A 25,760-nucleotide genomic window follows, 5' to 3' on the forward strand; every position below is an offset into this window, starting at 1 on the left:
AAAAAGTTTATTTTTTGAACACTAATATATAACTAAGATTAAATTATTAAATCATGGCAAAAGAAACCTTTGATCGTTCGAAGCCCCATTTAAATATTGGAACTATCGGACACGTTGACCACGGTAAAACTACGTTAACAGCTGCAATTACTAAAGTATTAGCTGATGCTGGTTTATCAGAAGCAAAATCATTTGATCAAATTGATAATGCTCCAGAAGAAAAAGAAAGAGGTATTACTATTAATACATCTCACGTAGAATATTCTACAGCTAACCGTCACTACGCTCACGTTGACTGTCCAGGTCACGCGGATTACGTTAAGAACATGGTTACAGGTGCTGCTCAAATGGACGGTGCTATCTTAGTAGTTGCTGCTACAGATGGTCCTATGCCACAAACAAGAGAGCACATCCTTTTAGGTCGTCAAGTTGGTGTGCCTAGAATGGTTGTATTCATGAACAAAGTGGATATGGTTGATGATGCTGAATTATTAGAATTAGTAGAAATGGAAATTAGAGATTTATTATCTTTCTATCAATATGATGGTGATAATGGTCCAGTTATCCAAGGTTCTGCTTTAGGTGGATTGAATGGTGATCCAAAATGGGTTGCTACTATCATGGAATTAATGGAAGCTGTTGATAACTGGATTGAATTGCCAGCTCGTGATGTTGATAAGCCTTTCTTAATGCCAGTTGAAGACGTATTTACAATTACTGGTCGTGGAACTGTAGCTACAGGTCGTATCGAAACAGGAGTTGCTAATACAGGTGACGCTGTTGAAATCATTGGTATGGGAGCTGATAAATTAACTTCTACTATTACAGGAGTTGAGATGTTCCGTAAAATCCTTGATAGAGGTGAAGCTGGAGATAACGTAGGTTTATTGTTAAGAGGTATCGCTAAAGAAGATATCAAAAGAGGAATGGTTATTGTTAAGCCAGGATCTGTTAAACCACACGCTCACTTCAAAGCTGAGGTATATATCTTGAAAAAAGAAGAAGGTGGACGTCACACTCCATTCCACAATAACTACCGTCCACAGTTCTACGTACGTACAACTGACGTAACGGGTACTATTTCTTTACCAGCTGGTGTAGAGATGGTTATGCCTGGTGATAACTTAACAATTGATGTTACTTTGTTAAGCCCTATCGCTTTATCAGTAGGTTTACGTTTCGCTATCCGTGAGGGTGGTAGAACAGTAGGTGCTGGTCAGGTTACTGAAATTTTAGACTAATTATAAGTCGATAATAATTAAAACCAGCAGTTCGCTGCTGGTTTTTTAACAAACGGGCGTAGTACAAGGGCTAGTATAGTGGTCTCCAAAACCATTGATGGGGGTTCGAATCCCTCCGCCCGTGCAAATAAAGATTAAAATGACAAAAGTAGTTAATTACATATCTGAAGCATTTCATGAATTGAAAACGAATGTTACTTGGCCAATTTGGGCAGATGTACAACGTTTGACAATTATTGTAGCTGTATTTTCAATTGTTTTCGCTCTATTAACTTGGGGTGTTGATGAATTATTTGTAAAAGCTCTTGAAGGTTTTTTTAACATTTTAAAATAGTACTTACAGTATGGCTGATAATAATGTTAATAAGTGGTATGTAGTAAGAGCTGTAAGTGGTCAGGAAAACAAAGTTAAGGCTTACATTGAAACAGAAGCAGCGAGATTAGGTATGGCTGATTATATTTCTCAAGTTCTTGTTCCTACCGAAAAAGTGGTTCAAGTTAAAGATGGGAAAAAAATAGCTAAGGACAAAGTATATTTTCCTGGTTATATTATGATCGAAGCTAACTTAACAGGTGAAATTCCTCATATCATCAAATCGATTCCAGGAGTTATCGGGTTTTTAGGTGAAACTAAAGGTGGTGATGCTGTGCCATTAAGACAATCTGAAGTTAACAGGATGTTAGGTAAAGTAGATGAATTGTCAGTAACAGTAGATAATGTTGCTATTCCTTATGCTGTTGGTGAAACAGTAAAAGTGGTAGACGGACCTTTCAATGGTTTCAATGGAACTATTGAAAAAGTAAATGAAGAAAAGCGTAAACTTGAAGTAATGGTGAAAATTTTTGGAAGAAAAACACCTTTAGAGTTAAGTTTCATGCAAGTTGAAAAAGTATAATTTTCGTTACATATATAAATCACATCAATCGCTTCCAATTGATAGATGTGCTAAATTTTTTTAAAAATGGCAAAAGAAGTTAGTAAAGTAGTTAAACTACAAGTTAAGGGAGGTGCAGCGAATCCATCGCCACCGGTTGGACCTGCTTTGGGGGCTGCTGGGGTTAACATCATGGAGTTCTGTAAGCAATTTAATGCTAGAACACAAGATAAACCTGGCAAAGTTTTACCAGTACAAATTACTGTGTATAAAGACAAGTCTTTTGACTTTGTTGTTAAAACGCCACCTGCTGCAATTCAATTATTAGAAGCAGCAAAATTAAAGTCTGGTTCAGGGCAACCTAACCGTAAAAAAGTAGCTAACGTTACTTGGGATCAAATTAGAACTATTGCTGAAGACAAAATGGCAGACTTAAACGCTTTCGAAATCGAAAAAGCGATGAGTATGATTGCTGGAACAGCTAGATCTATGGGTATAACAGTAACAGGAAATGCTCCTTTTTAATCTCTAAAAAGAAATTAGACAATGGCAAAATTGACAAAAAAGCAAAAAGAGGCTGCAGCAAAAATTGAGAAGAATAAACTTTACACTTTAAGAGATGCTTCTGCATTAATTAAAGAAGTTGCTTCTGCAAAATTTGACGAGTCTGTTGATATCGCAGTGAAATTAGGGGTAGATCCTAGAAAAGCGAATCAAATGGTAAGAGGGGTTGTAACATTACCTCACGGAACTGGTAAAGATGTAAGAGTTTTAGCTCTTGTTACTCCAGATAAAGAAGCGGAAGCTAAAGCTGCTGGTGCAGACCACGTAGGTTTAGATGACTACCTTCAAAAAATCAAAGATGGTTGGACAGATATTGATGTAATCATCACTATGCCAGCTGTTATGGGTAAATTAGGTCCATTAGGACGTGTTTTAGGACCAAGAGGTTTAATGCCTAACCCTAAAACAGGAACTGTAACTATGGATGTTGCTAAAGCTGTTGCAGAAGTAAAAGCTGGTAAAATCGATTTCAAAGTTGATAAAACTGGTATCGTTCACGCTGGAATAGGTAGAGTATCTTTTGATGCAGATAAAATCTACGAAAATGCACACGAAATCGTTCAAACATTAATCAAATTAAAACCAACTGCAGCTAAAGGTACATATATTAAGTCTATTCACTTATCTTGTACAATGAGTCCTGCTATTGCTTTAGATCCTAAAGCAGTATAATTGGTAGTTAAAAATTTTTAGTATGACTAGAGAAGAAAAATCAATCGCTATTGAAGATTTAACTGCACAGTTAGCGGATGTGAATGTTGTTTATTTAGCAGACATTTCAGGACTAGATGCAGATACTACTTCAAACTTAAGAAGAGCTTGTTTTAAAGCTGGTATTAAATTAGAAGTTGTTAAGAACACATTGTTAGAAAAAGCAATGGAAGCTTCTGATAACGACTTTGGTGATTTATCATCAGTTCTTAAAGGAAATACTTCTATGTTTATTGCTGATACAGCTAATGGACCAGCAAAAATCATTAAAGAATTCCGTAAGAAAGGTGAAAAACCAATCTTTAAAGGAGCTTATATTAACCAAGAAATTTACATCGGTGACAACTTATTAGACAGCTTAGTAGCTATCAAATCTAAAGAAGAAGTTATCGCAGAAATTATTGGATTATTACAATCGCCTGCTCAAAGAGTTATTGCAGCTCTTCAAAATCAACCTAACAAGGAAGAAGGAGCAGAATAATAAGTACGCACAAATAAATTATATTTTTTACAAAACATTTTAAACGATAGAAAAAATGGCAGATTTGAAACAATTCGCAGAACAATTAGTTAACTTAACAGTTAAAGAAGTTAACGAATTAGCAACAATATTAAAAGATGAGTATGGTATCGAGCCTGCTGCTGCAGCTGTAGTAGTTGCTGCAGGTGGAGGAGATGCTGGTGCTGCTGCTGAGCAAACAGAATTTACAGTAGTATTAAAAGACGCTGGTGCTTCTAAATTAGGAGTTGTTAAAGCTGTTAAAGAATTAACAGGTTTAGGTCTTAAAGAAGCTAAAGATTTAGTTGATGCTGCTCCAACAAATGTTAAAGAAGGAGTTTCTAAAGATGAGGCTGAAGGTCTTAAGAAAGCTTTAGAAGAAGCAGGAGCTGTAGTTGAGTTAAAATAATTTATACTCATAAATAAGCTAGGTTTAGGTCTTGAGAGTGTTCTCAAAGACCTAAACCATTTTGCGTATATTAAATTATTGTATTTTTTATGCGTTAAAAAGTAAACAATAACGAAGAAAAAAATTAAACTATCTTTCCTGGTTTATTTTAAAGATGTATTGTTTATTTAAAAGGAAGTATTATTAAAACAGTGTATTTACACAAAAATTACTTTTTTTAAATCAAAATTTTATCCATTGATGATTGCTAATCAGACTGAAAGATTAAATTTTGCTTCAACAAAAAACATTCCACAATATCCAGATTTTCTAGATATTCAAGTGAAATCGTTTAAAGATTTTTTTCAATTAGAAACTAAATCTGACGAAAGAGGCAACGAAGGGCTGTATAATACCTTCATGGAAAATTTTCCAATTACGGATACGAGAAATCAATTCGTATTAGAATTCCTAGATTATTTTATTGATCCACCTAGATATACCATCGAAGAGTGTATTGATAGGGGCTTAACTTATAGTGTGCCTCTAAAAGCTAGATTAAAATTATATTGTACTGACCCTGAACACGAGGATTTTGAAACAATCGTTCAAGATGTGTATTTAGGAACAATACCATATATGACGCCTAGCGGTACATTCGTAATTAATGGTGCAGAGCGTGTAGTTGTATCGCAATTACACAGATCTCCAGGTGTATTCTTTGGTCAGTCTTTCCATGCAAATGGAACTAAATTATATTCTGCCAGAATTATTCCTTTTAAAGGTTCTTGGATTGAATTCGCTACCGATATCAATAACGTTATGTATGCGTATATCGATAGAAAGAAAAAATTACCTGTAACTACTTTATTTAGAGCTATCGGATTTGAAAGAGATAAAGATATCTTAGAAATTTTCGACTTAGCTGAAGAAATTAAAGTATCAAAAACAGGTATCAAGAAATATGCAGGAAGAAGACTTGCTGCGCGTGTATTAAATACATGGCATGAAGACTTCGTTGATGAAGATACTGGTGAAGTAGTTTCTATTGAGCGTAACGAAATTATCTTAGATCGTGATACAATTCTTGATAAAGATAATATCGAAGAAATAATTGAAGCAGACGTAAAAACTATCCTTTTACACAAAGAGGATAATAATGCGGCTGATTACACAATTATTCACAATACGTTACAAAAAGACCCAACAAACTCTGAAAAAGAGGCAGTTGAGCACATTTACAGACAATTACGTAACGCGGAACCGCCTGATGAGGAAACGGCTCGTGGTATTATAGATAAATTATTCTTCTCTGACCAACGTTATAACTTAGGTGAAGTAGGTCGTTACAGAATGAACAAAAAGTTAAACCTTGATATTCCAATGGAAAAACAAGTTTTAACTAAAGAAGATATTATTACAATTGTTAAATATTTGATCGAATTAATCAACTCTAAAGCAGAGATTGATGATATCGACCACTTATCAAACCGTCGTGTAAGAACCGTTGGTGAGCAATTATCAGCTCAGTTCGGAGTAGGTTTAGCTCGTATGGCTAGAACTATCCGTGAGAGAATGAATGTTCGTGATAACGAGGTGTTTACACCTATCGATTTGATTAATGCTAAAACATTATCATCGGTAATTAACTCATTCTTTGGAACAAACCAGTTATCTCAGTTCATGGATCAAACGAATCCATTAGCAGAGATTACTCACAAACGTCGTTTATCTGCACTTGGACCTGGAGGTTTATCTAGAGAAAGAGCTGGTTTCGAGGTGCGTGACGTTCACTATACGCACTACGGAAGACTTTGTCCAATTGAAACTCCTGAGGGACCAAACATTGGACTTATTTCATCTTTAGGAGTTTATGCTAAAGTGAACGGAATGGGATTCATCGAAACGCCTTACCGTAAAGTAACGGATGGTGTAGTTGATTTAGAATCTACTCCAGTTTATTTAAGCGCTGAAGAAGAAGAAGGTAAAATGATTGCTCAAGCAAACATTGAAATGGATGCTAAAGGTAAAATTACTGCTTCAAATGTTATTGCACGTGAAGAAGGAGATTTCCCTGTGGTTGCTCCAACTGCTGTTCATTATACAGACGTTGCTCCAAATCAGATTGCTTCGATTTCAGCTTCATTGATTCCTTTCTTAGAGCATGATGATGCGAACCGTGCGTTGATGGGATCTAACATGATGCGTCAGGCCGTTCCATTATTACGTCCTGAAGCTCCAATCGTTGGTACTGGTTTAGAAAGACAAGTTGCTTCTGATTCAAGAGTATTAATCAACGCTGAAGGAAGCGGAACTGTTGAGTATGTTGATGCTGATATGATCACTATCAAATACGACAGAACTGAAGAAGAGCGCATGGTAAGCTTTGATTCTGATGAGAAAACATATCAATTAATCAAATATAGAAAAACCAACCAAAGTACTTGTATCAACTTAAAACCTATCGTAAGAAAAGGGGATAGAGTTGTAAAAGGTCAAGTATTATGTGAAGGTTATGCTACTCAAAACGGAGAATTAGCAATCGGTAGAAACTTAAAAGTGGCGTTCATGCCATGGAAAGGGTACAACTTCGAGGATGCTATCGTAATTTCTGAAAAAGTAGTACGTGATGATATTTTTACATCATTGCATATTGATGATTATACATTAGAAGTTCGTGATACTAAATTAGGTAACGAAGAATTAACTAATGATATTCCAAACGTTTCTGAAGAAGCTACTAAAGATTTAGATGAAAACGGTATGATTAGAATTGGTGCAGAGGTTAAACCTGGCGACATTCTAATCGGAAAAATTACACCAAAAGGAGAATCAGATCCTACTCCAGAAGAAAAACTTTTAAGAGCTATCTTCGGGGATAAAGCAGGTGATGTAAAAGATGCTTCATTAAAAGCGTCTCCATCTTTACACGGTGTGGTTTTAGATAAAAAATTATTTGCGAAAGCAGTAAAAGATAAGAGAAAACGTTCTAAAGATAAAGAAGACGTTGATAAATTAGAAACTGAATTCGAAGTTAAGTACAACGACTTGAAAGACAAATTAATTGAAAAATTATTTGTTATCATCGATGGTAAAACTTCTCAAGGTGTAATGAACGATTTAGGTGAAGAAGTATTACCAAAAGGTAAAAAATTCACTAAAAAGATGTTACAAGGAGTAGAAGATTTTGCTCACTTAACTAAAGGTCAGTGGACAACAGATGAGCATACCAATGCAATGGTAAACGACTTAATTCACAACTACAAAATCAAATTAAACGATTTACAAGGTTGGTTAAGAAGAGAGAAATTTACTATTACTGTTGGAGATGAATTACCTTCAGGAATTTTAAAACTTGCTAAAGTTTACATCGCTAAGAAACGTAAATTAAAAGTAGGGGATAAAATGGCAGGACGTCACGGTAACAAAGGTATTGTTGCTAAAATCGTTCGTCATGAAGATATGCCATTCTTAGAAGACGGAACACCTGTAGATATCGTATTGAATCCACTTGGGGTACCATCTCGTATGAACATCGGACAGATTTATGAAACGGTTCTTGGTTGGGCTGGACAAAAATTAGGTAAGAAGTTTGCTACTCCAATTTTTGATGGTGCTACTTTAGATCAAATTAATGAATTAACAGACGAAGCAGGAATTCCAAGATTCGGTCATACTTACTTGTATGATGGAGGAACTGGAGAGCGTTTCCACCAACGTGCTACTGTAGGTGTAATTTACATGTTGAAATTAGGACACATGGTAGATGACAAAATGCACGCACGTTCTATTGGTCCATACTCGTTAATTACGCAACAACCATTAGGAGGTAAAGCTCAATTTGGAGGTCAGCGTTTTGGAGAGATGGAGGTTTGGGCACTTGAAGCATACGGTGCATCAAGTACACTAAGAGAAATCTTGACTGTTAAGTCGGATGACGTAATTGGTAGAGCTAAAACTTACGAAGCTATCGTAAAAGGTGAAACTATGCCAGAACCAGGATTACCAGAATCATTCAATGTATTAATGCATGAATTGAAAGGTCTTGGATTAGACATCAGATTAGAAGAATAAATAAGAATGCAGTATTCAGTTCCGATTTTTCGGAGCTGAATACTTATTTATAATAAGTTTTTAAGGATTTATAACCGTAAACCGTTCCGATTTTTTATTTAAACCTTTGGGTTTTTATAATTAGCACTTCAAAATTTTAGGTTTGAAGTTTAGAGAAGTAATTCGAGTCAACAGGAAAGTAGCTTGGCTACAACTGTTCTAAATCAATTTTTAATTGCAAAGTAAATCAATAGTAAAAACTATGATGAATAATAGAAATAATAAAGATAAAAACCAAATCAAAAGGTTTAACAAAATCACGATAGGATTAGCTTCTCCAGAATCTATTTTAGGAGAATCTAGAGGTGAGGTTTTAAAACCAGAAACTATCAACTATCGTACACACAAACCAGAAAGAGATGGTCTTTTCTGTGAGCGTATTTTCGGACCTGTTAAAGACTACGAATGTGCTTGTGGAAAATATAAAAGAATTCGCTACAAAGGAATCGTTTGTGACCGATGTGGTGTTGAAGTAACTGAGAAAAAAGTACGTAGAGATAGAGTAGGACACATCAACCTTGTTGTGCCTATCGCTCATATTTGGTATTTCCGTTCGTTACCAAACAAAATTGGTTATATTTTAGGTTTACCATCTAAGAAATTAGATATGATTATTTACTACGAAAGATACGTAGTAATTCAAGCAGGTATTGCTAAAAATGCTGATGGAGAATCATTACAAAGATTAGATTTCCTTACGGAAGAAGAGTATTTAAATATCTTAGATACACTTCCAATGGAAAATCAATATTTAGATGACAACGATCCTAATAAATTCATCGCTAAAATGGGTGCTGAATGTATTATGGATTTATTGGCTCGTACTGACTTAGATGAACTTTCTTATAGTTTACGTCACGCTGCTAATAACGAAACATCTAAACAACGTAAAACAGAAGCGTTAAAACGTTTAAATGTTGTAGAATCATTCCGTGAGTCTAACTTAAACAGAGAAAACCGTCCAGAATGGATGATTTTAAAAGTAATTCCAGTTATTCCACCAGAATTACGTCCGTTAGTGCCACTTGATGGAGGTCGTTTCGCAACTTCAGATTTAAATGATTTATACAGAAGAGTTATCATTCGTAACAACCGTTTAAAAAGATTAATGGAGATTAAAGCTCCAGAAGTAATCTTAAGAAACGAAAAACGTATGTTACAAGAATCTGTAGATTCATTATTTGATAACACGCGTAAAGCTTCTGCAGTTAAAACAGAATCAAACAGACCATTAAAATCTTTATCAGATTCATTAAAAGGTAAACAAGGTCGTTTCCGTCAAAACTTATTAGGAAAACGTGTGGATTATTCTGCTCGTTCGGTAATTGTCGTTGGACCAGAAATGAAATTGTTCGAATGTGGTTTGCCAAAAGATATGGCTGCTGAACTATACAAACCATTCGTTATTCGTAAGTTAATCGAAAGAGGAATCGTTAAAACAGTTAAGTCGGCTAAGAAAATTATCGACAAAAAAGAGCCAGTAGTATGGGATATTTTAGAGAATGTAATTAAAGGACATCCTGTATTATTAAACCGTGCTCCTACGCTTCACCGTTTAGGTATTCAAGCATTCCAACCTAAATTAATTGAAGGAAAAGCAATCCAGTTACACCCATTAGTATGTACGGCATTCAACGCCGATTTCGATGGTGACCAGATGGCGGTTCACTTACCATTAGGACCAGAAGCTATTTTAGAGGCACAATTATTAATGTTGGCTTCTCACAATATCTTGAATCCAGCTAACGGTGCTCCAATTACTGTACCTTCTCAAGACATGGTACTTGGTCTTTATTATATGACCAAAGAGCGTTTGTCTACTCCAGAAATGAAAATTTTAGGAGAAGGTTTAACTTTCTATTCTGCTGAAGAGGTAAATATCGCTTTAAATGAAGGAAGATTAGAGTTAAATGCTAGAGTGAAAATTAGAGCAAAAGACTTTAATGAAGAAGGTGAATTAGTAACAAAAATTATTCAAACTACAGCTGGTAGAGTATTATTTAATGAAGTAGTACCTGAAGCTGCAGGATATATTAATGAGGTATTAACTAAGAAATCACTTCGTGATATTATTGGTAAAATCTTAGCGGTGACTGACGTTCCTACAACAGCAGCTTTCTTGGATAACATGAAAGATATGGGTTATAAGTTCGCATTCCGTGGAGGATTATCTTTCTCATTAGGTGATATTAGAATTCCAGAACAAAAAACGCAGTTAATCGCTGATGCTCGTGAGCAAGTTGATGGAATTTCGATGAACTATAGTATGGGTCTTATTACCAATAACGAACGTTACAACCAAGTTATTGATATCTGGACTTCTGCTAATGCGCAATTAACAGAGTTAGCAATGAAAAATATCCGTGAAGACCAACAAGGTTTCAACTCGGTATATATGATGCTTGATTCTGGAGCGAGGGGTTCTAAAGAACAGATTCGTCAGTTAACTGGTATGCGTGGTTTAATGGCTAAGCCTAAAAAATCAACTGCTGGTGGTGGTGAAATTATTGAAAACCCAATTCTTTCTAACTTTAAGGAAGGTCTTTCGATTCTTGAGTACTTTATTTCTACTCACGGTGCTCGTAAAGGTCTTGCGGATACGGCTCTTAAAACGGCCGATGCTGGTTACTTAACTCGTAGATTACATGATGTATCTCAAGATGTAATTGTAAACTCTGTAGACTGTGGTACTTTAAGAGGTATTGAAGTTTCTGCTTTAAAGAAAAACGAAGAAATCGTTGAAACTTTAGGAGAAAGAATCTTAGGACGTGTAGCTTTACAAAATGTAGTTAATCCTCTTGATAATGAAATTTTAATTCATGCAGGAGAACAAATTACAGAAGCTATCGTTAAGAAAATTGAAGCATCTCCAATAGAAAGAGTAGAAGTACGTTCTCCATTAACATGTGAGGCTACAAAAGGTATTTGTGCTAAATGTTACGGAAGAAACTTAGCTACAGGAAAAATGACTCAGAAAGGGGAGGCAGTTGGAGTTATTGCAGCGCAATCAATTGGTGAGCCAGGTACACAGTTAACACTTCGTACGTTCCACGTTGGAGGGGTTGCTGGAGGTATCTCTGAAGAGTCTAGTATTGTAACTCGTTTTGCTGGTAAATTAGAAATCGAAGATTTAAAAACTGTTAAAGGAGAAGATGCTGATGGAAATACAGTTGATATTGTAATTTCTCGTTCTACAGAGCTTAAATTAGTTGATGCTAAAACTGGAATTTTATTAAATACACACTATATTCCTTACGGTTCAAGTATTTTTGTTAAAGACGGAGACGTTGTTGAAAAAGGTACTACAATTTGTAAATGGGATCCATATAATGGAGTAATTGTTTCAGAATTTACAGGAAAAATTGCTTACGAAGATTTAGAACAAGGACAATCGTTCTTAGTTGAAATCGATGAGCAAACAGGTTTCCAAGAAAAAGTAATTTCTGAAGGCAGAAATAAAAAATTAGTTCCTACTTTATTAATTTATGGTAAAGATGGAGATTTAATTCGTTCTTACAACTTACCAGTAGGGGCTCACCTTATGGTAGATGATGGAGAAAAAATTAAAGCGGGTAAGATTTTAGTTAAAATTCCACGTCGTTCTTCAAAAGCGGGAGATATTACAGGAGGTTTACCAAGAATTACCGAGTTGTTAGAGGCTCGTAATCCTTCAAACCCTGCAGTAGTTTCTGAAATTGATGGAGTTGTAACTTTCGGAAAAATTAAGAGAGGTAACCGTGAAATCGCTATCGAGTCTAAATTTGGTGAAGTGAAGAAATACTTAGTAAAACTTTCGAACCAAATCTTAGTTCAAGAGAACGACTACGTAAAAGCGGGAACTCCACTTTCTGATGGAGCAATTACACCAGAAGATATCTTAAGAATTCAAGGACCATCTGCTGTTCAACAGTATTTAGTAAATGAAATTCAAGAGGTGTACCGTTTACAAGGGGTAAAAATCAATGACAAACACTTTGAGGTGGTAATTCGTCAGATGATGCGTAAAGTAAGAATTGTTGATCCAGGAGATACTTTATTCTTAGAAGATCAATTAGCTCATACAAGCGATTTCCTTGTTGAAAACGACAAATTATACGGAATGAAAGTAGTAGAGGATGCAGGTGACTCTGAGAATTTAAAACCAGGTCAAATCATTTCTCCACGTCAGTTAAGAGATGAAAATTCGTTATTAAAACGTAATGATAAAAACTTAGTAGTAGCTCGTGATGTTATTACAGCAACTGCAACTCCAGTACTTCAAGGTATTACGAGAGCATCGTTACAAACGAAATCATTCATTTCTGCGGCATCGTTCCAGGAAACTACTAAAGTATTAAACGAAGCTGCAGTAGCAGGTAAAGTAGATACTTTAGAAGGATTAAAAGAAAATGTTATTGTAGGTCACAGAATCCCAGCTGGTACAGGTATGAGAGACTACGACAATACAATAGTAGGTTCTAAAGAAGAATACAATGAGTTAATGGCTGCTAAAGAAGAGTTTAACTACTAATTAGCTTCATTATTCTAATACAAAGCCTAACAGATTTTCTGTTAGGCTTTTTTTTTATCCAAATAATACTTATTCTTGTAAAAGATTTTCAAATAGTACTTAAATGAACTAATAACATAATATAGGTCAAAATATTTAAAAACTTCTATGACTTATATGTTTAAAAAATAAAAAAATGGAAAATAACAATCAACAAGGACAAATCAACATCGAGTTAGACGAGCAAACAGCTGAAGGAATCTATTCCAACTTAGCAATTATCAATCATTCTAATTCTGAGTTTGTGGTAGATTTTGTAACGATTATGCCTGGAGTACCAAAAGCGAAAGTAAAATCTAGAATTATTTTAACGCCTCAACACGCAAAACGTTTATTAAAAGCATTAGGTGAAAACATTCATCGTTTTGAAAGTGCTCACGGAAAAATTGAAGAAAGCGAGCAACCGCCAATTCCTTTAAATTTTGGTCCAACAGGACAAGCTTAATAACCAAAAGTCTCGTATATTGCGAGACTTTTTTAGTTGATTATCTATGAATTTAATAAAAGCAAATACCGAACATATTTCTATTGTCATCGACTTAACCAAGAAAATTTGGCCTGTAGCTTATGGAGAAATCTTGTCAAAAGCTCAATTAGATTACATGATTGACAAATTTTATAACGAAACCGCTTTGCGCGAATTAATACAAAAAGGTCATGTTTTTTATTTAGCACAAGACGATAAAGATAATTATGTAGGTTTTGTTTCCTATGAAATTAATTGCGAACCCAACAAAACTAAAATCCACAAAATTTACGTGTTACCCGAAACACAAGGAACAGGTTTAGGCAGACAGTTTTTTGAATTGGTAAAAGATAAAGCCATAGAAAACAACCAAAATGCCATTTTCTTAAACGTAAACAAATACAATAACGCCATACATTTTTATATGAAACTAGGCTTTACAAAAGTAAAAGACGAAGTAATTGATATTGGAAATGGTTACGTAATGGATGATTATGTGATGGAGATTGATATGGTACAATAAGATTATAATTTCCTCGTTATGTTTTTTGTATAACTTATCTTACTGTTTTTGTAATGGTAATCAAACAGCAATAAATTTGAAAAATATCACAATAGTACTTTGTAGTTTATTTAGTCTAGTATTATCAGCACAAGAATTCAATCCAAAAACAATAAATCTTTTACAAAATCCTGAAATTACAGATTTTAGTTTTTTAAAAGAAGAATTGAAAGATGTTAAAGTGGTTATGCTTGGAGAAAATACGCATTTTGATGGAAATGTATTTGAAATGAAAACCAAAATCGTTCAATATTTGTATCAAGAAATGGGTTTTACTACTATCGCATTTGAATCTGGAATTTATGATGTGTGGAAAGCTCAAAAAAGTATTAGTGAAGGGCAAAATGTAAAGGAAGCACTTTCAAATTCTTTGTTTTCTATTTGGGCAAAAAGAAACGAATTTCAAAGTTTTATCAATTTTTATGATGCGAATAAGAAAAATTTGAAAATTTTCGGTTTTGATTATCAGATTACGGGTAATAATGGAAATGTATTATTAGCTAAAGATTTATTCGAATATGCAAAAAAAATCAATCATAAAATAAAATTTAAACAAGAAGATTTTGAGTTGCTTTTAGAATCAGTGACTAATTCTGGTATGTTTGATGAAGAAGATATTTCTTATGAGCAATTTAAAATCGAATTATCCTCTTTTAAAAACAAAATTAGTTTGCAAAAAGATTCTGAAGAAAAGTTTTATTGGAATCAAACTGTAAAGAGTCTTTTAGAGTTAGGTCATGACGCTTTTGTAAAAGAAGAGATTTTAAGCACTTTCAACACTACTTCATACGACAATATTCGCGACAAGCAAATGGCGGATAATTTAATAGCTTACTTAAGACAAAATCCAGAAGCTAAGATAATTTGTTGGGGAGCCAACGCACATTTCGTAAATAATATGAGTTCAATCAATGAGCCTATATTAAAAGAATTTGTACCAATGGGTTCTTATATTAAAAAAGAACTTAAGAACAAAGTGTACAGTTTAGCTTCGGTAACAGCTGAAGATTCTATATTTCTTCAAAATAAATGGCATCAAACACCAATTAAAAAGCACTCATTTGAGTATTTCTTTAAAGAAACAAAGACTTCACCACATGTTTTCATTTCTTCAAATCAAAGTGAAATGCAAATTTTAGCTTGGAACCGACTTTTTAGTCCAATTACTTTTGTGGAAAGTAAGTTAAATGAGTTACACGATGGTTATCTCTATTTTAGAAGCGTTACACCTTCCACTATAATAGATTCAGATGAAGAGAATAAAGTTTTTAAAACTAAAGATATACATACGGTCAATCTATCAGAGCCTAAAGATGATGAACTTAAGAAAACAGATTTAAACGAAGTTGTCATTTACGGAAAAAGAACAGCTTATCAGGTAATGAAAAACGTTATTGAGTCTTTGGAAAAAAATTATCCTGATAATCCATTTAGTTCATCGATGAAAACGAATATACAAGCCAAAATTTCAACTATTACTTATCTTGATTTTGTTTTTATTGCCGAACAATATGATTTAGGTTACGTCAATCATATCAACAGAAGTACCAAAAATATAAAAGAGTTAAGATGGAATAAGAAAAGCGATTTTCTGTCGGAAAGTTTAAGAGAATATCATGGTTTGATGTACAATTGTCCAATAAAATATGCTCCTTTTTTGAAAAAAGGAAAGTTTAAGAAATTTATTTTTCAAATTGAAGAAACTAAGATATTCAACAATGAAGAAGTCTTTGTGATTCATTTTTCATCGCCAAGAAATCATTCCACTTTTACCAGACGTGTTTTCTTAAGTGACTATTCAGGATATTTGTACGTGAATAAAAAAGATTTTGCAATTGTAAAGATTTTCGAAAATTGGTCAGTAACCGAATTCCCAGAACAGTTTAGAGAAGGATTTAATCTTAAAAATTCGTTATCAAAATACACTTCAAAAGAATATAAAAACGAATCGATACTTACCGATTTTACAAAGATTGGTGAGTACTATTTCATTACAAAATCTAAAAGTATTTTATCTGGAAATGTTTATAACAATACATCTGATAAAGATGAATTTGAAATTATAGTAAATTCAAATTGGAATAATTTTAACATTCAAAATCCTATTCAAATAAAAAATAAAGAGGAAGAACATTCGTTTGAAAAAGTAAAATATAATGCTGGTTTTTGGAATGATTTTAAGTTTTAAAAACTATCGATTCCTCTCACCATAATTCCTTTTCCCAGTAAACTTACCTTTATTACTTGGTAAACTTGCTTCTTCGGTTTTGCTAGAAGGTTCTATTAATCTATTTAATTCAGTTATTTCAGCATCGGTTAAGTTTCGGTATTTGCCTTCTTGTATGTCTAAGGAAATGTTGATGATACGAGTACGTTTTAAAGCCGTTACTTCGTAATCTAAATATTCACACATTCTACGAATTTGTCTATTCAAACCTTGCGTTAAAATAATTCGGAAAACGTATTTGCTAATTTGTTCTACTTTACATTTCTTGGTAATCGTTTCCAAAATCGGAATTCCGTTTGCCATTCGGTCAATAAATCGGTCGGTAATAGGTTTGTTTACGGTTACGATGTATTCTTTTTCGTGGTTGTTTCTCGCACGAAGTATCTTGTTTACAATATCGCCATCATTCGTCATGAAAATCAAACCTTCACTGGCCTTATCTAAACGACCAATAGGAAAAATACGCTCTGGATAATTGATGTAATCTACAATATTGTCACGCACGCTTAAATTAGTCGTGCATTCAATGCCAACAGGTTTGTAAAACGCTAAATAAATTGGTTTCTCGTTTTTCTGTTGTACCAATTCACCATTCACACGAACTTCATCATCAGGCGCAACTTTAGTGCCCATTTCCGGAATCTTTCCGTTAATAGTCACTCTTCCTTGCTCAATCAAACGATCGGCCTCTCTACGAGAACAATAGCCAGTTTCTGATAAAAATTTATTAATTCGTGTTGTATTTTCTTCCATGATGCAAAGATAAGTTTTTTTAGTGATTAGTGAATAGTGATAAGTAATTAGTGGATTTGGTTATGTTACACAAAATTTCATTACAAGTTTTTAAAAAAGTAAAACGTCTCAGTGTATCTCTTTCAACACAATCAAAATCAAAAAAAACTCTGTGAATCTCTGTGTAATAAGAACAAAAAAAGCCCTTTTAAAAAAAGGACTTTCATTTATTTGGAAAAGGATTCAATTAGATGCTAGCAAATAATTTTTCCATTTTTTCTTTTTCTTCGTCAGCTAAAACACCGTCTACTAAAATTCTTCCACTGTGCTCATCTGTAATGATTTTTTTGCGAGCTGCAATTTCCATTTGCGTTTGTGGTGGAATGGTAAAGAATGAACCAGCAGAAGCACCACGCTCAATAGAAACAACCGCTAAACCGTTTCTTACGCTATTTCTAATTCTGTCGTAAGCAGCAATTAAACGCTCTTCAATTTGACCTCTTAATTCTTCTGATTTTGCTGATAAGAAGTTTTCTTCTTTTTCAGTTTCAGCCATAATATCGCTTAATTCCGCTTTTTTATGTTTTAAGTGCGTTTGTTTTCCGTCTAATTTTTCTTTAGTTTGAGCTACTACTTCTTTTTTGTGCTCAATAGAAGCTTTCATTTCTTTAATGTGTTTTTCAGCCAATTGAATTTCCAATTCCTGAAACTCCACTTCTTTAGTTAAAGAGTTGAATTCTCTATTGTTACGAACGTTTTTTTGTTGCTCTAAATATTTTTTAATCGCAGCTTTGTGCTCGTCGATAGCGTTTTTCTTTTCTTTGATTTGATCGTCAATAGTCTCTAAATCACTTTTTAGTTTCTCTAAACGAGTAGAAAGTCCCGCTACTTCATCTTCTAAATCTTCTACTTCAAGAGGCAATTCTCCTCTTACATTTCTTATTTCGTCTATTTTAGAATCAACTAGTTGTAAAGCATAAAGGGCTCTTAACTTATCTTCTACACTTAGCTCTTTGATTGTTGCCATATTTAAAAGTACTTAACTGGATTTGTATTTTCTTCTGATAAAATAATTCCGCATTGCAGCGAATTTGGTGCAAAATTAGTGATTTTTTCTTTAAGAAAATCAACAATATAATTTTTTGTAAATCTTTCGCTTTCAAAATGTCCAATATCGGCCAAAAGTAACTGATTTTCAGCTTCATAGAATTGGTGATATTTTATGTCGGCCGTAAGATAAGCATCTGCTCCTGAAGCAATTGCATTTTTAATGGCAAAACTTCCACTTCCGCCCAAAACGGCTACTTTTTTTATTGATTTTCCTGTAAAAGCCGAATGACGAATACCTCCACATTGCAATTTCTCCTTTACCAATTGTAAAAACTCGGTTTCCGAAAGTGGATTTTCGAACTCACCAACGCGTCCCAAACCAATATTTTGATGCTTGTTTTCCAATTGATAAATTTCGTAAGCCACTTCTTCATATACGTGATTTTTGAATAAAGCCTTCAAGATTTTTCCTTGTAAATGCTTTTCAAACGTCATTTCAATTTTAATTTCTTCGTTTTCTACAAATTCAAAGCGTTCTCCAATTTGCGGATTCGAATTCTCATTTCCCATATAGGTTCCAATTCCTTTCGAACTAAAACTGCAATCTTCATAATTTCCAATGGTTCCAGCTCCAGCGTCAAATAACGCATTTCGCAATTTTTCAACGTTTTCTGGAATCGTATAAGTAACTAATTTTTGAATGTAATTTTCTTTCGGAATTAAAACTTTGGAATGTTTCAAACCTAAAACATCACAGAAAATTTTATTCACCCCTTTTTGATGATTGTCCAAAGCGGTATGAACAGCATAAATCGCAATATCATTTTTTATCGCTTTCAAAATCGCACGTTCCACATAATTTTTTCCAGTAATTTTCTTAATTCCCGAAAACAAAATAGGATGGAAGCAAACAACCAAATTACATTTTTTTGAAATCGCTTCATCAATCACTGATTCCAATGCATCATGACAAACTAAAACGCCATCAATTTCCTGATTTGGATTTCCAACTAAAAGTCCAACATTGTCAAAATCTTCGGCATAACCCAGTGGTGCCATTTCTTCAAGAATAGAAAGTATATCGGAAAGTTTCATGATGTTTGATTTTACTAAATGATTACACAAATTAACGAAATACCCGTTAGAAATGAAATGATAAAGGACATAAACTTTAATATAAAGATAATTTATTATACTTTCGTAATATGATTTTGTTACGAAAAATACTTTTCCCTTTAGCCTTTTTGTATTGGCTTATTACGTTTATCCGAAATTGGCTTTACGACAAAGGCATTTTCAAAAGTTATTCCTTTAATGTTCCAATAATTGCTGTTGGAAATTTAAGCGTTGGTGGAACAGGGAAAACACCTCAAATCGAATATTTAATCCGATTACTTTCTGATAAATATAAAGTCGCGGTTCTGAGTCGCGGTTACAAGCGTACGACCGAAGGTTTTATTTTAGCTGAAGAAAACGCAACTGCGAGTTCAATAGGAGATGAACCTTTTCAGTTTTATTCGAAATTTCCAAATATTCAAGTGGCAGTTGATGCCAATCGTAAAAACGGAATTGAAAATTTATTACAACTTTCAAACAAACCTGATGTTATTTTACTAGACGACGCTTTTCAGCACAGAAAAGTAAAAGCAGGATTTTACATTTTACTCACAGCGTACGACGATTTGTTTTGTGATGACTATATTTTACCTTTCGGGAATTTACGCGAACCGTCTTCAGGAAAGAAACGTGCCGATATGATAATTGTCACAAAATGTCCGAACGATTTGTCCGAAATTGCACAGCAGAAAATCAGAGAAAAGTTAAAAGTTAAGCAACAAGTTTTCTTTACAACCATTCAATACGATGATTATGTTTTTGGAAATGATAGTCAATTATTAGTTTCCCAAATTCAATCAGAAAGTAAAGTTTTGGTTGCCGGAATTGCAAAACCTAAATTATTCTTCGATTTTCTAAAAAGTGAAAAGGATGATTCTTTGGTATTTCCAGATCATCATCATTTTTCGAGACAAGATTGTGAGCAAATTTTGGCTAAAGCCAACGGAAGAAAAATAATTACAACAGAAAAAGATTTTGTTCGTTTAAACGGATTATTGCCAAAATCGCAATTGTTCTATTTACCAATAAAATCTACTTTTTTAAATACAAATATTGATAAAACGATAGAAGATTATGTGGGAAAAGGTTCAAGAAACAGTTAGTTATATTAAAAACAAAACCAATTTCACACCAGAATACGGCGTGATTTTAGGTTCAGGATTAGGCGGATTTACAGCGGATATTACTATAGAACATACATTGCCTTATTCAGAAATTCCAAATTTTCCAGTTTCAACGGTGCAAGGCCATCAAGGAGCTTTGGTTTTTGGAACGATTCAAGGAAAAAAGGTTGTGGCTATGCAAGGACGTTTTCATTTTTATGAAGGCTATGATATGAAGCAAGTAACGTTTCCAGTTCGTGTAATGAAATATTTAGGAGTTGAAAGATTAATTGTTTCCAATGCTTCAGGAGGTGTTAATCCTGAATATGTTGTTGGAGATGTTGTGGTGATTACCGATCATATTAATATGATGCCTGAACATCCATTACGAGGTCATAACGATGAACGTTTTGGACCAAGATTCGTAAATATGAGCGAGCCTTATTCTAAAGCTATGATTGAGAAAGCATTTGAATTGGCTGAGGATTTAAATATTTATCTTAAAACAGGAATTTATTTAGGATTACAAGGTCCAACCTTTGAAACCCTTGCTGAATATAAAATGGTAAAAGCCTTAGGAGCCGATTGTGTTGGAATGTCAACTGTTCCAGAAGTCATTGTTGCGCGTCACATGAATATGGAATGTTTTGGTGTTTCTGTAATTACCGATATGGGTGATGAGGAAAATATCGAAGAAGTAAACCATGAAGAAGTCTTACAAGCGGCTCAAAAAGCAGAACCTCATGTAAGAAACTTAATTAAGAATTTGATTGCTCAGTACTAGTTAAGTATTTGGTAACAACCGTATAGAAATGCTCTGGTTCGAAAGGTTTGGTGATAACTTCATTCATGCCGTAGGACAAGAGCATTTCTCTGTTTTCATTCAGAGAGATTGCTGTCAAAGCTACAATAGGAGTACATGCATTGAATTTTCTAATTTCGCTTGTAGCTTCAGTTCCGTTAATTCCTGGAAGGTGAACATCCATAAGAATTAAATCGTAGTTGTTTACTTTTGTATCTTCAATTGCATCTTCTCCATTGTCGATAATTTTACATGAAATGCCTCTTTTTTCAAGCATTTTTTGTGTAATCATTTGGTTGATTTTATTGTCTTCAACTAATAATACTTTTTTCTCGTTTAGTAGCGTAATATCAGGTTTAGTTTCAATTATTTTAGTTTTGTTTGCAACTCCTTTTTCAAATTGTAATTCAAAACCAAAAGTACTTCCTTTTCCAGATTCACTTGTTAAGTGAATTTCACTTCCCATTAATTCTAAGATTTTCTTCACAATGGAAAGTCCTAAACCTGTTCCGCCATAAGTACGATTAATTTCAACCGAACCTTGACTAAAACTGTCAAAAATGGCATCTTGTTTTTCTTTTGGAATTCCAATTCCGTTATCTTTTATTTCAAAAAATAAAGTTACATTATTTTCTGTTTCTTCTTTCTTTTTGATGGTGCACCAAACATCTCCGTTTTTACTAAATTTAATAGCATTATTGAGAAGATTAATAAGTATTTGCGATAATTTTGTTGGGTCACCTTTCAAGTTATAATCAATAGATTTATCAATATCTAGATGACATTTGATGTTATTTTCGTGTATAAATTCTTTGAAGGAAATTACGATGTTCTCTGTAAGCTCAGATAAGTTGAAATTTATTTTTTCGAGTACTACTTTATCCGATTCTAAACGGTTGATTTCTAAAATGTCATTGATGAAGTTAAGTAAATAATTTCCAGAAAATTCAAGTGATTTTAAATAGTTTAATTGACTTGCTTTTGGTTTTTCTTGTAATAAAAGATAGGTAATACCATTAATGGCGTTCAAAGGCGTTCGAAGTTCGTGACTTACAGTTGACAAGAAATCTGCTCTTGCTTTTGATGCTTGTTCTGCTTTTTCTTTTTCAATGGTTAGTTCCTTATTTTTCTCTTTTAAAAGTTTGTTAGTGCTAATTCTAATTTTGTTGTTTTTGTATAATGATAAACTCAATAACGATAAAATCGAAATCAGAGCAATACTCAAAATACTAATCAATTTAGAAAATCGCAACGTTTTTTGCTGACTTTTTTTCTCTTTGTCTAATTGTTCAATCGTTTTAAGTTGCTTGTCAAATTGGATTTTATCAACGGTATTTTCAGCCACATAAGTGTTGTAATATTTTCCAATTGAATCCGTTAAGTCAGCGTATTTTTTTAGATATAAATTAGCATTCGAAATGTTTTTACTCTTTTCATAAGTAGTACTAAGAAGTTTATAAATACGTTTCGTAAGTTGGTAATCGTTATTGTTTGCTTCGTTTGTTTGATTGGCAAGATTTAGAAAATTAATTGCTTGCGAAAAATTTTTCTTAATGATTTCAATTTCTCCTAACTGAATATAAGCTTCAGTTTTTGTGCTCAAAAAAGCATCGTCGCTAATGTTCTCAATTACTCTTTTTAAAATTATAGAGGCTTCGTTGTATTTTCCTTTTTCTTTTTTAATAATGGCTTTTTGAAGATTGATTAACTCAATAGCTTCAAGGAAATTTAAACTTTTATAAACAACAGTTGCTTTTTCAAAGTAAATTTCAGCAAAGGCGATATTGTTTTTTTTTAGATAACATTTTCCCAAACCATAGTAAGAAAGTGCAATATTAGAATTTGGCTCGCTTTTGCTAAAAATGCTAATTGCTCTTATGTAATAATCAATGGCTAAGTCATTTTTTTCAAGTTCGTAAAAAATAGTAGCAAGTTGTAGATAGCAATCGGCTAATTTTTTGTCTAATTTATTTTTTTTAGCATATTCAATCGCTTTTTCGGTATATAAAATGGCTTTTGTATATGATTTTTTAGCCTCTTTATTAAATAAACCAATTTCTAAGTAATAATCAGTACTGTCACTTATTTTTCCTGCATCTTTATACACAGACTGCGTGTAACCATTTATAGTTACGAGTAGAAATAATATGAAAAGTCGTTTAATCAAGAAATGCCTGAGTTAAATTTAACACTGCAATTTAAGTTTTTTAGCGATAATAAAAAACTTTATTTTTTAGAAACGAACGTAATTAAATCAATTAGTCTAGAAGAATAGCCTATTTCATTATCATACCAACCCACAATTTTAACCATTTTATCGATAACAGAAGTTAATTGCGCGTCAAATAAACAAGAGTTTTGATTTCCGATAATATCCACAGAAACGATTGGATCTTCAGTATAATCTAAGATTCCTTTAAAATTAGTTTCAGCAGCTTTTTTAAATGCTTGATTGATTTCTTCAATAGAAACTTGTCGTTTAACATTGAATGTAATATCGGTCAATGAACCATCAGGAACTGGAACTCTAATACCACAACCACCGATTTTTCCATCTAATTCAGGGAATATTTTTGTCAATGCTTTTGCTGCGCCAGTTGTTGTGGGAACAATAGATTGAGAAGCACCTCGAGCTCGGCGTAAATCTTTATGAGGTTGATCATGTAAACTTTGGTCGGTAGTGTAGGAGTGAACGGTGGTAATGTACGCTTGTTCAATTTCGCACAATTCCTGAATGATTTTAATCATCGGAGCTGCATTGTTAGTCGTGCAACTTGCATTAGAAATAATCGTTTCACTTCCGTCTAAAATGTGTTCATTTACACCTAAAACAACGGTTTTTATTTCGTCCACTTCAGAAGGTGCAGAAAGAATTACCTTTTTCGCTCCAGCTAAAATGTGTTGATTAATATCTTCAAACGTTTTGAATTTTCCTGTCGATTCAATAACAATGTCAATATTTAGCGATTTCCAATCTAAATTTTTAATTTCTCTTTCGTGAAAAAACAAAAACGATTTTTCATCAATTATAATCGAATCATCAGAAAACGAAACCTTATGATTCAAAACACCGTGAATGCTATCGTATTTTACCAAATGCGCCATTGTTTTGTTATCGGCAATGTCGTTGATGGCAACCACTTCAATAGTAGGATGATTCAAAAGCAATCGGAACAAATTACGTCCAATTCTTCCAAAACCATTAATAGCGATTTTTATTTTTGTTTCAGGTTTTATATTCATACAGTCGCTTTGCTCTGGTCAATGTTTTTGTTTCAAGTTTCAAGTTGAAAAGTTAGCGTAACCAAGTTTAATTAATTGAATTCGGGATTTAAAAAACTTCCAGCATCCATCATCCAGCTTCCCGCTTAATGAATATGTTTCTCTGCATGATAAGACGAACGCACTAAAGCACCGCTTTCTACATGTCTAAAACCTAATTCTTTTCCAATTTTTTCGTATTTCGCAAATTGTTCTGGTGTGATGTATTCTTTAACTGGTAAATGTTTTTTACTTGGTTGTAAATACTGACCAATCGTTACAATATCCACTTTTGCATCTGCTAAATCGTGTAAAACTTGAATCACTTCTTCCTCAGTTTCACCTAAACCTAACATAATGCCCGATTTAGTTCTTTTGATACCTTGTTCTTTCAAATAGCGTAACACTTCTAAACTTTTCTCGTATTTCGCTTGAATACGCACTTCACGTGTCAAACGTTTTACGGTTTCCATATTGTGAGAAACTACTTCTGGAGCTACTTCTATAATTCGGTCTAAATTTCTGGTGTTACCCTGAAAATCTGGAATTAACGTTTCTAAAGTAGTATTAGGATTCATTCGGCGAATGGCTTTCACGGTTTCTGCCCAAATAATCGAACCCATATCTTTTAAATCATCACGATCCACGCTAGTAATTACGGCATGTTTGATGTTCATAATTTTGATAGAACGCGCTACTTTTTCAGGTTCGTCCCAATCCACCGTTTCTGGTCGACCAGTCTTCACACCACAAAATCCGCACGAACGCGTACAGATATTTCCTAAAATCATGAAAGTTGCCGTTCCTTCGCCCCAACATTCGCCCATATTAGGACAACTTCCCGAAGTACAAATCGTATTCAGTTTGTATTTGTCTACTAAACCTCTAAGTTCGGTGTAGTTTTTACCTGTTGGTAATTTTACGCGCAACCATTTTGGTTTGGGTTCTCTTGGTGGAAAAACATTGTCAATAGCCGTGTCCATAATCAAAATTTTGATAGGCAAAGATACGATATCAAATTCAGAATTTAGAAGTAAGAATTTAGAAAATGAGAAAACTTTAGGAAAGTTTTAGGAAATGTAAAAGTGAATCGTTTTAAAAATTAGTTTTCAATGTCTTCGATTGAAAAGCCTGCTTTCAAAATTAAAGTTGTGTCTTTAATTTCTTTATCAAAATTGACTATAATGTCATCGAATTTATCTAAATATTTAATTTCATAAAATCTTCCAATGTTTTTATGAAAGCCATCAGGTGGATTTTTTATTAAATCTCTAATTTTTTTATTTTTATTGTAGTATTCAAAATAATAATTTCGGGTCTTAGGTTTTCTTTCATATTCGACAAATTTACCAATGCCAGCTTTTCCATCTTTTTCAATTTCAGAAAATTTAATTCTGGCATTAATGTAAAATGGTAATGTTATAAGAAAAACTATTCCAATTATTATGAATCCGAATTTATTTTTTCTAAAATATGCAATAATCTTCTCTTTCATTTAGAA

Annotated in this window: 21 protein-coding genes and 1 tRNA gene; 15 read left to right on the forward strand and 7 right to left on the reverse strand. The window is 33.4% G+C overall.

The window, feature by feature from the left end; translation table 11 throughout:
- The first annotated feature begins 53 nt into the window (after positions 1-53).
- The 13 genes from tuf (at position 54) to B0I03_RS11900 (ending at position 16,156) form a co-directional block, all read left to right on the forward strand.
- Positions 54-1,241: an elongation factor Tu gene (tuf, locus tag B0I03_RS11840; protein WP_111567658.1), complete on the forward strand. Its 1,188-nt coding sequence runs from the start codon at positions 54-56 to the stop codon at positions 1,239-1,241.
- A gap of 52 nt (positions 1,242-1,293) precedes the next feature.
- Positions 1,294-1,365: transfer RNA gene (locus B0I03_RS11845), tRNA-Trp, on the forward strand.
- A gap of 15 nt (positions 1,366-1,380) precedes the next feature.
- The gene (secE, locus tag B0I03_RS11850; RefSeq protein WP_008256584.1) at positions 1,381-1,575 is read left to right on the forward strand and encodes a preprotein translocase subunit SecE; all 195 of its coding nucleotides are present in this window, start codon (positions 1,381-1,383) and stop codon (positions 1,573-1,575) included.
- Positions 1,576-1,585: 10 nt separating this feature from the next.
- Positions 1,586-2,137: a transcription termination/antitermination protein NusG gene (gene nusG / locus B0I03_RS11855; RefSeq protein ID WP_111567659.1), complete on the forward strand. Its 552-nt coding sequence runs from the start codon at positions 1,586-1,588 to the stop codon at positions 2,135-2,137.
- Positions 2,138-2,203: 66 nt separating this feature from the next.
- Positions 2,204-2,641, forward strand: coding sequence for a 50S ribosomal protein L11 (rplK, locus tag B0I03_RS11860; RefSeq protein ID WP_026724872.1), 438 nt, complete (start codon positions 2,204-2,206; stop codon positions 2,639-2,641).
- Positions 2,642-2,662: 21 nt separating this feature from the next.
- Positions 2,663-3,352 carry a 50S ribosomal protein L1 gene (rplA, locus tag B0I03_RS11865; RefSeq protein ID WP_111567660.1) on the forward strand — a complete coding sequence of 230 codons (690 nt, stop codon included), beginning with the start codon at positions 2,663-2,665 and terminating at the stop codon, positions 3,350-3,352.
- Positions 3,353-3,374: 22 nt separating this feature from the next.
- On the forward strand, positions 3,375-3,872 hold the full coding sequence (gene rplJ, locus B0I03_RS11870; RefSeq protein ID WP_026724870.1) for a 50S ribosomal protein L10: 498 nt from the start codon (positions 3,375-3,377) through the stop codon (positions 3,870-3,872).
- A gap of 55 nt (positions 3,873-3,927) precedes the next feature.
- Positions 3,928-4,299, forward strand: a complete 372-nt coding sequence (gene rplL / locus B0I03_RS11875; RefSeq protein ID WP_026724869.1) for a 50S ribosomal protein L7/L12 — start codon at positions 3,928-3,930, stop codon at positions 4,297-4,299.
- Positions 4,300-4,539: 240 nt separating this feature from the next.
- A complete protein-coding gene (gene rpoB / locus B0I03_RS11880) occupies positions 4,540-8,352 on the forward strand; it encodes a DNA-directed RNA polymerase subunit beta (RefSeq protein WP_111567661.1) in 3,813 nt (1,270 codons plus the stop codon).
- Positions 8,353-8,593: 241 nt separating this feature from the next.
- Positions 8,594-12,901 (forward strand): DNA-directed RNA polymerase subunit beta', encoded by a 4,308-nt coding sequence (rpoC, locus tag B0I03_RS11885; RefSeq protein WP_111567662.1) that lies wholly within the window; start codon positions 8,594-8,596, stop codon positions 12,899-12,901.
- A gap of 175 nt (positions 12,902-13,076) precedes the next feature.
- On the forward strand, positions 13,077-13,385 hold the full coding sequence (locus tag B0I03_RS11890; protein WP_111567663.1) for a DUF3467 domain-containing protein: 309 nt from the start codon (positions 13,077-13,079) through the stop codon (positions 13,383-13,385).
- Between the two features lie 46 nt (positions 13,386-13,431).
- Entirely contained in the window at positions 13,432-13,929 is a 498-nt protein-coding gene (locus tag B0I03_RS11895; RefSeq protein ID WP_111567664.1) for a GNAT family N-acetyltransferase, read from the forward strand.
- A gap of 76 nt (positions 13,930-14,005) precedes the next feature.
- Positions 14,006-16,156 (forward strand): erythromycin esterase family protein, encoded by a 2,151-nt coding sequence (locus B0I03_RS11900; RefSeq protein ID WP_111567665.1) that lies wholly within the window; start codon positions 14,006-14,008, stop codon positions 16,154-16,156.
- A gap of 3 nt (positions 16,157-16,159) precedes the next feature.
- Here B0I03_RS11900 and rluF read toward each other — a convergent pair whose 3' ends face one another.
- The 3 genes from rluF to B0I03_RS11915 all read right to left on the reverse strand — a co-directional run bounded on the left by rluF (position 16,160) and on the right by B0I03_RS11915 (position 19,072).
- Complete coding sequence (gene rluF, locus B0I03_RS11905) at positions 16,160-16,948, reverse strand: 23S rRNA pseudouridine(2604) synthase RluF (RefSeq protein ID WP_111567666.1); 789 nt, start codon at positions 16,946-16,948, stop codon at positions 16,160-16,162.
- 226 nt (positions 16,949-17,174) lie between these two features.
- A complete protein-coding gene (locus B0I03_RS11910) occupies positions 17,175-17,954 on the reverse strand; it encodes a zinc ribbon domain-containing protein (protein WP_111567667.1) in 780 nt (259 codons plus the stop codon).
- Between the two features lie 2 nt (positions 17,955-17,956).
- Positions 17,957-19,072, reverse strand: a complete 1,116-nt coding sequence (locus B0I03_RS11915) for a Nif3-like dinuclear metal center hexameric protein (RefSeq protein ID WP_111567668.1) — start codon at positions 19,070-19,072, stop codon at positions 17,957-17,959.
- Positions 19,073-19,182: 110 nt separating this feature from the next.
- Between B0I03_RS11915 and lpxK the strand changes: the two genes are divergently transcribed.
- Both lpxK and B0I03_RS11925 read left to right on the forward strand, forming a co-directional pair.
- Positions 19,183-20,196: a tetraacyldisaccharide 4'-kinase gene (gene lpxK / locus B0I03_RS11920; RefSeq protein WP_111567669.1), complete on the forward strand. Its 1,014-nt coding sequence runs from the start codon at positions 19,183-19,185 to the stop codon at positions 20,194-20,196.
- Positions 20,168-20,980, forward strand: a complete 813-nt coding sequence (locus B0I03_RS11925) for a purine-nucleoside phosphorylase (RefSeq protein WP_111567670.1) — start codon at positions 20,168-20,170, stop codon at positions 20,978-20,980. Before lpxK ends, B0I03_RS11925 begins: the two co-directional genes overlap by 29 nt.
- Here B0I03_RS11925 and B0I03_RS11930 read toward each other — a convergent pair.
- The 4 genes from B0I03_RS11930 to B0I03_RS11945 form a co-directional block, all read right to left on the reverse strand.
- Entirely contained in the window at positions 20,955-23,105 is a 2,151-nt protein-coding gene (locus B0I03_RS11930) for a tetratricopeptide repeat-containing hybrid sensor histidine kinase/response regulator (RefSeq protein WP_245903037.1), read from the reverse strand. The two genes, B0I03_RS11925 and B0I03_RS11930, sit on opposite strands and share 26 nt — an antisense overlap.
- A 119-nt stretch (positions 23,106-23,224) precedes the next feature.
- Positions 23,225-24,241 carry a type I glyceraldehyde-3-phosphate dehydrogenase gene (gene gap / locus B0I03_RS11935; protein WP_111567672.1) on the reverse strand — a complete coding sequence of 339 codons (1,017 nt, stop codon included), beginning with the start codon at positions 24,239-24,241 and terminating at the stop codon, positions 23,225-23,227.
- 125 nt (positions 24,242-24,366) lie between these two features.
- Positions 24,367-25,242 (reverse strand): lipoyl synthase, encoded by an 876-nt coding sequence (gene lipA, locus B0I03_RS11940; protein WP_111567673.1) that lies wholly within the window; start codon positions 25,240-25,242, stop codon positions 24,367-24,369.
- 119 nt (positions 25,243-25,361) lie between these two features.
- Positions 25,362-25,754 carry a hypothetical protein gene (locus tag B0I03_RS11945; protein ID WP_111567674.1) on the reverse strand — a complete coding sequence of 131 codons (393 nt, stop codon included), beginning with the start codon at positions 25,752-25,754 and terminating at the stop codon, positions 25,362-25,364.
- Between the last annotated feature and the right edge of the window lie 6 nt (positions 25,755-25,760).

It is taken from the genome of Flavobacterium aquaticum (assembly GCF_003259835.1).
In the GTDB taxonomy this organism is placed as follows: domain Bacteria; phylum Bacteroidota; class Bacteroidia; order Flavobacteriales; family Flavobacteriaceae; genus Flavobacterium; species Flavobacterium aquaticum.